Below are 9161 nucleotides of genomic sequence, written 5' to 3' on the forward strand. Positions count from 1 at the left end.
CGGCCGTGGCGAACGCCATCGACTGCACCAGCGAGGTTCCGGCGTGTGGGGCGCCGTTGATCTGGGTGCCCACCACCAGGGCGATCCGCTGCGGCCTGCTCGCGCGGATCCGTGGGGTGAGGATGTCCTCGACGTTCGTCAAAGCGTTTGCGAGGACGGCGTTCGGGCTGGTGAGTGTCATTGCTGGTGCCTCGTCTTCATGTCGGTGAGGTGCTGTGACTGCGTGGGCCGGTCCCGGGGGACAGCCGGGCCGGAGGTGGGTCACAAGAGACGGGACCCCGCCCCAGAGGGGGCGGGGTCCTCGACGACGGGGTCAGCGGGCGGGGCCGGCCGCGACCAGGGGCGCGCTCAGGGGCCTGCCGAGGGAGCAGGGGTCCGGACTGGCCGGGCTGGTCGGCGCGGGACCCGCACTGCGTGGGCAACACAGCCGTCGAGGACACCGGGGAGGGCGCCTGATGTAGAGGGGCTCGCTACCCCGGTAGTGACCTTGGTAGAGGGCCCCACCTGCGAATTAATGCCCGTAGAGGGGTACAGGAAGGTCCCCATCCTCAGGGGCTTTTTCCTATATGCCCGGACGTTACGGCTCGCAGGCCACGCCGTCGCCGTCGCGGTCCAGGTGCGGCCCATAGCCCGGGTCCCCGGCATACACAGGCGCAGCCCCATCCGCGCGCGCCGCGTCGCAGTTCTCGTAGTACACGTCCGCAGGCGGCGCAGTCGTCGAATCCGCAGGCTCCGGCTCAACTGCTTCCGGCTCCGCAGGCTGTTCCTGGTCCTCGTCCTGGTCCACCGTCTCAGTGACCGTCTCCTCCGGGACAGGAACCGCCGTGGCCGTCACCGTGGCCGTCTCCGTCACAGCTGGCCTCGACGGCGGCACACCAGGCGGGGAAGCCGTCGGCGATCCACTCGACGGAGAGGGCGACCGAGGAGCCTCCTCCTCGACCCCACACGACGTGAGGACTGCCCCGAGGGCGAGGCAGAACACAAGAAGGCCGATGCCCACACTGCTGATCCGGCCCGGCCACCCCATCGCCGCCCATCGCCTCCGGGCCCGCCATACGAGCCCCCGACGCCCGCCAGTGCCAGCCATAGCCACCACCACCGATTCACCGATCAGCCACTGGCCATCAGTGCACCACGCCACCGAGCACCCCGCACACTGGTGGCATGGAGTCGCTCATCATCCGGCCCGGTCACCTCACCGACCACCGGACCTCGCAGCCGACACGCAGCCCCACCAGACGGCCCCGCCTCGCTCGCCGAGGACGGGGGCGCACAATGCGTGGCAGTGAACGCATGACGCCGGCTCCCACTGACCGGGAAGGTAAGCCATGCCCAAGCGCCGGCCCTCATCCAACGAGGACAGTCTGCTCGTCGCACTCTGGTGGCTGTTCCTCGGAGGTTGTGCCGTCGTGGCGTTTCTCCTCGTGGCCAACCGAATGTTGAGCGGCACCAGCGTGCCACCTGTTGCCCCCTCGTCGTCGCCCGCCGCTGCTCCTTCCTGGGAGCCTCCCGCGTACACCCCCGCGCCTGACACAGCCGAGGACGACTGGCTAACGGCGTACCCCAGCGGCTGCGAGGCCGGTACGCCGCTCGCCTCGCCGTGGGACCCCTGCGGCAGCCCTCCTTGAAGGCGCCCCCGCGTGCCATATGAGTGCCATCACCCCGGCAAACCCGCAGATCACAGCCATCGGACCGCATCCTCTATGCGGTTACGGGTTGCGCGCAATCCGCAGGCGCATCCCTCCACCGGCAATCCCTCGCAATCCCCGAGCGGCACCACGCCGCCGCCCTCCATCCTGGACGTCCGACCACCCAGGACGCGGAGACGACATGACGCTCAGGTTCCTCGGCACCACCAGCGACGACGGCGACTGCCCCACCCTGTACGAGATCGACGGCACCGACGAGATCCTCGTCCAGGGCGACCGAGAGACCGACCCCGCCCACCTCGTACAGCTGCGCGACGTCAAGCCATCCGAGACGTTCGTCCGCGTCCCCCGCGCCCTCCTCACCCGCTACGCGCCCCGCACCGAGACACCCGAGCTTCAGCCGTTCACCTCAATCGCCCACCTGTTCCGCGAGTTCCGGCACACCGCCTGGCGGCTGGAGACCCGCCGTGGCTACGCCTCCGACCGCAACAGCTCGAAGTGGCAGCGCTGGCAGGACGGCGAAGACATCGCAGCCGAGCCGGCCAACTCCTGGCGGGACAACGTCACCGCGCAGACCGCGGCCGGGAAACGGTTCGAGCGGGTCCGCCTCGTCGACACCCCGCCCACCGAGGGGCAGCGGTTCCTCCTCGCCAGCGCCCCGTCCAACGTCGCCGCCGGCGAGGAAATCCGCAACCTCACCCGCGGCCAGGCCGAACAGCTGTGCCTGCCCGACCACGACTTCTGGCTGTTCGACTCCCGTGTCGTGGCCCGGTTCGCGTTCGACGTGGACGACACCACCCTCGGCGTGTACGTCACCGAGGACCCCGCCGAAGTCCTCGCCGCCTGCCAGGCCCGCGACGCCGCCTGGCATCACGCAGTGCCTACAACGGAGTTCGCCAGGCAGGTACGTTCCATCGTGTGACCACGGACTTCCAGACCGCCCGCGAGGCCCTCGGCGCGCGCCTGCGTGAACTCCGCGCCGAGGCCGGCCTGGAAGGCAAAGACCTCGCCGCCCGGCTCGGCTGGCAGTCCTCGAAGGTGTCCCGCCTGCAGAACGGGAAGCAGACCCCGACCCGCGAGGACCTCACCAGCTGGGCCCGCGCCATCGGCCGAGCGGACGCCGAGCCCGAGCTGCACGGCCTGCTCGCCGGGCTGGACATGAAGCAGCGTCACCGCTCGTGGCGACGGCAGTTGGCCGGCGGGCACCGCGGCCGCCAGGAGATCGCCGTCCGGCAGACCGAGGCGACGACCATGCTCCGGGGCCTGGAGGTGTCGCGGATCCCCGGGCTGTTCCAGACACCGGAGTACGCCCGCGTCATCTTCGACAGCAACGCCGAATTCCGGGGCATCACCCCGACGACCGAGGCCGCCGTCGAGGCCCGCATGCGGCGCCAGGAGTCGCTGTACGACCCGGAGAAGACGTTCCGGTTCCTCGTGTGCGAGGCCGCGCTGTACCACCGCCCGTGCCCCGTGGAGGTGATGGCCGAGCAACTCGACCGCCTGTACAACCTCGTCGGCCAGCGCCGTATCGAGCTGGGCATCCTGCCGTTCGGGGCGCAGCTGCGGCGTACCGCCCCGCACGCCTTTTGGATCTACGACCGCCGGTTGGTGATCGTCGAGACGATCAGCGAAGAACTCTGGCTCACCGGCGAGGACGACATCGCCCTGTACGAGCGGGCCTGGGAGTGGCTGGCCGAGGCCGCCGAGTACGGGACACCGGCCCGCCGTCTGATCGGCCGCGCACGGGCCTCTCTGGACCTCACGTAAGCAAGCCGGAGCAACCGGCCCGCCGCCTCGCGCAATCCGCTGCAATCGGCGCGCAGGCACGCAACCGCCTTGCCTACGGTCCTGGCCATGACCCCCTCGCCAGGCATCGCGCACCTCTACGAGGCCGGGGACGCGTGGCTCGCAGACTGCTCCGCGCACCCGGACCTCGTACGCCAGGCGTGGAATGTGGAAGCCCTCGCCCCTATCGGCACCGGTAAGCACTGGCTCGCCGTCGAGGCCCGGCTCCTCGACACGATGAACGCCGTCAGCCGGATCGGTGCCGAGCGTCTCGGCCCGGTCCTGGCCGACCCCAGTGTCGAGCGGGCCTGGTGGCTGATCGCGCCGGACGCCGCCGAGGACCTCGCCGACGTAAGACAGGTTCGCCTACGCCCCGAAGGCTGGCCGCTGCACTGTCCGCCGACGGGCTGGTATCAGTGCGGCCGTCTGTGGCTGCACCGCCCGGACGGTACCGGCCGGCTGAACGACCCCACGCTGATCGCTGCCGCTCTCGGCCCAGGTGGCGGCGCCCGACTCCCCGCGGAGGCCTGCTGATGAAGCCGCAGACGACTCAAGAGCTGCCGGTCATGCTGCCGGACCCGACGCGCCCCCCGCGGCCCGCACCGGGGTGTGACGTGTGTGCGGCGCTCGACCGGCAGCGCGCGGACGCCGAGGGCCGGGGCAACATCCGGCAGGCCACGACGTACGAGATGGAGATCCGTAGCCACCCCCATCCCAAGCCGGTGAAGCAGTGAGCGGGGTGAGCTGGCAGTGCCAGGAGGCGGGCAGCGGCGGCCCTGGCCATCTCCAGGCTGTCGTGTCGGATGGCGCGTACGCCCGTTACCGGTCCTTCACCACGCACTTCTACGGTTGTGACGACTGCGAGTTCGGTGAGGTCCGCTGCCCGACGGCCCAGGAATTGTGGGCGCGGTATACGCGCGCCCTTCAGACGCCCGTCCGTCCCGCACCCCAGGCGTGAGGGGGCGGTCGGGTGCAGGCAGCCGCCGCGGGCAAAGGGTCCGCATTGGTGCGGACCCCTGGCGGCGACCAGCGGGGTGCATCACGCCAGAAGGGTCACAGGATGGCCATACCAGCCCGTACGCTCCGCGTTGGCCTCATGATTCGCTCCACGCACACACGCACGTCCTTGGGGGGACCATGAGCGACGCCACACCGCCACCCACTGCTGCCACACCACCGACACCGCAGCCGCCGAAGCGCAACCACACGAACACGATCATCATCAGCACAGCAGCAGTACTCATCGCGGGAATCGTCACCGCGGGCATCGTCGTCTCCAACTCCTCCGACGACGACCCTGCACCGACTGTGGTCAAGGCGGCCAGCACACCGTCAGCCAGCAGCACGAAGGCAAGCCCGTCACCGTCACCCAGCCAGGAGACGCTGAAGCTCGGCGACAAGGTCGACATCGACGCGGGCGGCAACAAGTTCTCCGCCGCCGTGCTCGCCCACAAGGACAAGGGCCTCAGGAGCCCGACGGGACTGTTCCAGGATGGGCAGAGGCTGGCCCTCGTCGAGGTGAAGGTTTGCAACGAAGGCGAGGAGCCAATCTCCGTGGCCCCGTTCACATGGTCCCTGGCCTACGAGGACGGGTCGCGGCTGGAGCCCTTCCACATGACCGGGAGCGAGTTACCGCCGCCGGTGTATCCGATGGACGCGAAGGTCAAGGGCGGAGACTGCGTGCGCGGCAACATCTTCTTCGAGGTGCCGAAGGGGTTCGGCAGGGCGGAGCGGGTGTTGTACTCGCCGGCAGATCTGGATGAGCCGGTGGAGTGGAAGGTCGGCAAGTAGCTGCGAGACCCCGAGCGCGGCCGTGCCAGCCTCGCCGGGCTCCTCTGTGGGTTACGGCTCAAGCGACTTCAGGCCGCCCCGCCGACGGATCTCTCCGCGCATCGGATCGAAGATCTGACGGGCGACGACCCGCCCGTCGAGCTCGATCGTCTGGTACACGATAACCGGCTGGCCTCCGCCCGTGGCCGGGCCGCCGTAGCGTCGTCCGGTCGGGGCGGTGAGCATCGACTCCCAAGAGGGTGCGAAAACCCCGTCGAGGGAGCCAGCCACAGGCGGGCGGCGGGGCAGGACCCGCAGCCACGTCTCCCGGAACACGGCGGTCTGTTGCTGCTCCGAGTAGGTCTCCACGCCGTACGGGACCGACAGCCGCTCCGACAGCGCGTCGAACAGCGGCCGGTAGAGGGTGCCGACCAGGCTGGCGATGCCGTCCGTCCCGAGGGCCTGCGCGTAGGCGAGCTGGTAGCGGTTGCCCGTCGCGGGATCGGTGACGATCTCGTGCGGCGCGTTGTCCAGCGCGGAGAATCGGACCTCCACGGGCAGGCCATGACGGTCACGGAGCCGGGCGGCCGTGGCGAACGCCATCGACTGCACCAGCGAGGTTCCGGCGTGTGGGGCGCCGTTGATCTGGGTGCCCACCACCAGGGCGATCCGCTGCGGCTTGCTCGCACGGATCCGCGGGGCGAGGACGTCCTCGACGTTCGTGAGAGCGTTCGCGAGGACGGTGTTCGGGCTGATGAGTGTCATTGCTGGTGCCTCGTCTTGATGTCGGGTGAGGTGCTGTGACTGCGTGGGCCGGTCCCGGGGGGCAGCCGGGCCGGAGGGTGGGTCACAGGAGGCGGGACCTCGACCTGGGGGCCGGGATCCTGGACGACGGGTCAGCGGGCGGGTCCGGCCCCGCTCAGGGGCCGGACCCGCGGGGGAGCAGGAGTCAGGACTGGTCGACGGGGCCCGCACACTCCGTGGGCAACTCGGACGACCGGGCCGCGCTCCGAGAGCTGCGTGAGCGCGTTGTCGACGGACCCGGAGGTCGGCCCGCAGTCCGTGCCGGCACCGACGGCTTGCGGATCTCGCGGGTCCGGAGTTGTCCGTCATCCGTCGCCACCGTTCACGCGCTCGTGGATCTCGATCAGCCTGCCGATCGCGTCAGGGTTTTCCGCCGTGCCGACCCACTGGCCGCCTGCGGTGAAGACCGGAACGGTCTCGGTGTCGGCGTCGAACACCACGATGTAGTCGCCGTACCTGTCGAGGACCATCTCCTGCAGGGCCCGGGCCGGTGCGGGGGCCAGGACCTCCAGGGCCTCGACGGTGAGCCGGGCGGGCTGAGCCGGGTCGTCGAGCTGGGTGAGGAACCCGGAGACGTGCAGCAGGTCGCCGGACTGGATCTCGGTGAGCAGGGCGTACGCGATCCGGGAGTCGCTGGTGGTGCAGAACCAGACGACGTCGTCCACGAGGTCGTCGGTGGGGGAGACGACCAGCTGGAACCGGGCGGTGCCCGGGCCGTCGCCGGGCGCGGGCACGGTGTAGAGGAAGCCGTCGACGGTGAGCGGCATGGTGTCCATCAGCTCGCCTCCGCCAGGGCGGTGGTGCGGTGGGCGGCGTCGTAGGCGTCGACCACCGACTTCCGGATCACCCCGGCGTCGGCGACCTGGTGGCCGTTGGCCCGTGCCCAGGTCCGGATCGCGGCCAGCTGCTCCTTGCTTCGCTTGCCGTTGGGCGCGGGGGCGGCGGTCACGGCGGTGGTGCCCTGGCTCTCGGACGTGGCCTGGTCCTCGGTGGTGGCGCGGCCGCCGGACTTCACCTGGCGCAGCTGTGCCTGCGCGGCCTCCAGTTCGAGCTTGGCCCGGGCGACCCGTTCCTCTGCCTCCCCCTGTGCGGCGTCGGCGGTACGGCGTTCGGTCAGCTCGGTGAGGTCGCTGCGGACGCGGGCGGCCCGGTTGCGGATGGCGGCGGCGGGGTGGTTCTCCGCCCACACCAGTAGGGCCTCGGTCTGGTCGGCGTCCATCGTGTTGTCGGGCACCGTGGCCGGGGCCGTCTCCGCGGCGCCGGCGCTGTTCTCGGTATCCGCGTCGGCGGCGGGCAGGCCGGTGCTCTGGACGGCTTCGGCGAGCTTGGCGTGCTGGACGGCGTCGGCGAGCTCGCTCTCCGACAGGCCGAGGGTGTCGCGGACGTGCTCGGGGCTGTCGCCGTTGTTGAGCATGGAGGCGGCTGTGGCGGTGTAGGCGTTGGCGGGCATCGGGGCTCCGGTCGTCGGGGTGTCGGCGGTGGGAAGGTGGGGGAGCAGGGGGACGAGGTCGTCCTTGGTGCAGGGCAGTCCGAGGGCGCCCAGGAGGTCAGCGAGGTCGTCCTTGTCGCGGGCGTGGTGGGCGACCACCAGGGAGGCGGCGGCGTTCTGGCCGCTGCCGAGTTCGGTGAGCTCGAGGGCCTCGGCTTCGAGGGCCTCTTTCATGTCGGTGAACATGGCCGGCCTCCTACGCCGCGCTCGTGCGGGGCTTGCGCAGGGCGAGCGCCAGGAGCTCGCGGTTGTGCTCCTGCTGGGCGGGGGTGATCGGCCGGGGCTTCGCCGTCCCGGGCCGCCGCCAGTTCGGGTGCGCGGGCGGCTCGGGGTAGACGAGGACCTGGTCGACGTCGTGGTGTGGGGTACTGCTCATGGATGTCCTCCAGGTGGAGGTCAGGAGTGGTCGCCTTGCCCCGTGAACTTGGGCTTCGGCGTGAGGTCGGAGGCGAACCGCCTGCGGCGGGCCTCAACGGGGTTGGCGGTGATCCATGCCTCGGCGCGCCTTGTGCACGGGCTAGCCGGAGTGGGAGCGCATGGGCGTGGGCCGGCCGCACAACGTGCAGGCGAGGTCCTGCCAGCGGTCGAAGTGCTGGCCGTCGCGCCAGACGAGAAGCTCACCGGGAGCCGGGACCAGGCCCGGCAGGAACGGCGTCGTCTCCTTTTTGCATCCCGAACGGGTCACGGCCGGAAGTCGGGCAGCTGATGGAACACGCGGTCCAGCAGGTCCAGCGACGGCTTCCAGGGCACGACCTGCCCGCGTGCGGGGACGGGCAGGGACAGCTCCTGGACGTCCTCGACCACCAGGTGCCAGGCACCCGGGGGCGCCCACTCCGAACAGGGCGGCGCTCCTTCAGGGTCCTGGTGGCAGTCCGTGATCCGGGCGATGCCGACCACCGCGCCCGTGACCAGCTGACGGCCTCGGATCGTGCGGCCGATCAGCGGGGTACGCAGAGCGCCCTGGTCGATGGTCTTGCTCGTGTGCAGCAGCACCCAGCCGGTCCGCCACCGGACAGGCCGGTTCTCCACCGTCTTGGCCCCGGCGAGGATGCAGGCCGCATACGGCTGCCGAATGCTGATTCCGCGGATCCATTCGCCCTCGGGCAGAGTCACGACGCTCATGCCGCTCGCCCCCACACTGCCGTGCCCGGCCTGCCCGCCCTGCGCCCGTTGATGGAGGGCACCTTGGCGTGCTCCGGCGTGGCGAGGACGGCGCGGCCGGAGTGCTTGCCGTCGTAGAGGGCTGCGTCGGCGGCGCGCTGCGCCACGGACAGGTCGCGGGTGCCGATCACGTCCAGGGCCGCGGCGCCGACCGAGGCTGCGACGTCGACGGCCTGGCCGTCGTCGAGAACCACCGGGATGCGCAGCATCCGCACCAGCTGCGCGAGGCGGACCTCGCGACGGCCACGGGGCAGGTGCAGCACGATGGCGAACTCGTCTCCACCGAGCCGGCCGACGGCCGCACCCGGGCCCGCCCAGGCGGTGAGCCGGTCGGCGGTCGCACGCAGCACCGTGTCCCCAGCCGCATGGCTCAGGCGGTCATTGACGTCCTTGAAGTGGGCGTGGGGGGGGAGGAACACGACGCTGTGGGAGCCCGGGGGGACGGGCGGCGGGGGGGCCCGGGGGGGGGGGTGGGGGCCCCCGGGGGGCGGCCCCCGGGGGGG

General features: G+C 71.1%; 13 protein-coding genes and 1 pseudogene. 5 read left to right on the forward strand and 9 right to left on the reverse strand.

All coding sequences use genetic code 11. The annotated features are described in order from the left end of the window. Together ABT147_RS36025 and ABT147_RS36030 are read right to left on the reverse strand one after the other, a co-directional pair. Positions 1 to 181 (reverse strand): annotated as a pseudogene (locus ABT147_RS36025) (hypothetical protein); the annotation flags it as partial. Between the two features lie 396 nt (positions 182 to 577). Then, the gene (locus tag ABT147_RS36030; protein WP_351414210.1) at positions 578 to 1087 is read right to left on the reverse strand and encodes an excalibur calcium-binding domain-containing protein; all 510 of its coding nucleotides are present in this window, start codon (positions 1085 to 1087) and stop codon (positions 578 to 580) included. A 743-nt stretch (positions 1088 to 1830) separates the two neighbouring features. On the opposite strand from ABT147_RS36030, the gene ABT147_RS36035 reads away from it, so the two are divergent. From ABT147_RS36035 to ABT147_RS36055, 5 genes are all read left to right on the forward strand, one after another. Continuing rightward, entirely contained in the window at positions 1831 to 2571 is a 741-nt protein-coding gene (locus tag ABT147_RS36035) for a DUF6879 family protein (protein ID WP_351414212.1), read from the forward strand. Next, positions 2568 to 3416, forward strand: coding sequence for a helix-turn-helix domain-containing protein (locus ABT147_RS36040; RefSeq protein ID WP_351414214.1), 849 nt, complete (start codon positions 2568 to 2570; stop codon positions 3414 to 3416). The genes ABT147_RS36035 and ABT147_RS36040 overlap by 4 nt, the downstream gene beginning before the upstream one ends. An 87-nt stretch (positions 3417 to 3503) precedes the next feature. After that, positions 3504 to 3968 carry a hypothetical protein gene (locus ABT147_RS36045; protein ID WP_351414216.1) on the forward strand — a complete coding sequence of 155 codons (465 nt, stop codon included), beginning with the start codon at positions 3504 to 3506 and terminating at the stop codon, positions 3966 to 3968. Next, positions 3968 to 4168 (forward strand): hypothetical protein, encoded by a 201-nt coding sequence (locus ABT147_RS36050; protein WP_351414219.1) that lies wholly within the window; start codon positions 3968 to 3970, stop codon positions 4166 to 4168. The genes ABT147_RS36045 and ABT147_RS36050 overlap by 1 nt, the downstream gene beginning before the upstream one ends. Positions 4169 to 4571: 403 nt before the next feature. Then, complete coding sequence (locus tag ABT147_RS36055; protein ID WP_351414221.1) at positions 4572 to 5225, forward strand: DUF4352 domain-containing protein; 654 nt, start codon at positions 4572 to 4574, stop codon at positions 5223 to 5225. Between the two features lie 51 nt (positions 5226 to 5276). On the opposite strand, the gene ABT147_RS36060 is transcribed toward ABT147_RS36055, so the two are convergent. The 7 genes from ABT147_RS36060 to ABT147_RS36090 form a co-directional block, all read right to left on the reverse strand. After that, positions 5277 to 5969 carry a glycoside hydrolase family 18 protein gene (locus tag ABT147_RS36060; RefSeq protein WP_351414223.1) on the reverse strand — a complete coding sequence of 231 codons (693 nt, stop codon included), beginning with the start codon at positions 5967 to 5969 and terminating at the stop codon, positions 5277 to 5279. A gap of 344 nt (positions 5970 to 6313) precedes the next feature. Continuing rightward, on the reverse strand, positions 6314 to 6784 hold the full coding sequence (locus ABT147_RS36065) for a hypothetical protein (RefSeq protein ID WP_351414225.1): 471 nt from the start codon (positions 6782 to 6784) through the stop codon (positions 6314 to 6316). After that, complete coding sequence (locus ABT147_RS36070; protein ID WP_351414227.1) at positions 6784 to 7683, reverse strand: Lsr2 family DNA-binding protein; 900 nt, start codon at positions 7681 to 7683, stop codon at positions 6784 to 6786. Before ABT147_RS36070 ends, ABT147_RS36065 begins: the two co-directional genes overlap by 1 nt. Positions 7684 to 7693: 10 nt before the next feature. After that, positions 7694 to 7873, reverse strand: a complete 180-nt coding sequence (locus ABT147_RS36075; RefSeq protein ID WP_351414230.1) for a hypothetical protein — start codon at positions 7871 to 7873, stop codon at positions 7694 to 7696. A gap of 141 nt (positions 7874 to 8014) precedes the next feature. Continuing rightward, entirely contained in the window at positions 8015 to 8182 is a 168-nt protein-coding gene (locus ABT147_RS36080; protein ID WP_351414232.1) for a hypothetical protein, read from the reverse strand. Then, complete coding sequence (locus tag ABT147_RS36085) at positions 8179 to 8619, reverse strand: ASCH domain-containing protein (protein ID WP_351414235.1); 441 nt, start codon at positions 8617 to 8619, stop codon at positions 8179 to 8181. The genes ABT147_RS36080 and ABT147_RS36085 overlap by 4 nt, the downstream gene beginning before the upstream one ends. Then, on the reverse strand, positions 8616 to 9077 hold the full coding sequence (locus tag ABT147_RS36090; RefSeq protein WP_502983216.1) for a GGDEF domain-containing protein: 462 nt from the start codon (positions 9075 to 9077) through the stop codon (positions 8616 to 8618). Before ABT147_RS36090 ends, ABT147_RS36085 begins: the two co-directional genes overlap by 4 nt. Between the last annotated feature and the right edge of the window lie 84 nt (positions 9078 to 9161).

The sequence above is a fragment of the Streptomyces sp. NPDC001868 genome (genome assembly GCF_040297125.1).
GTDB lineage: Bacteria > Actinomycetota > Actinomycetes > Streptomycetales > Streptomycetaceae > Streptomyces.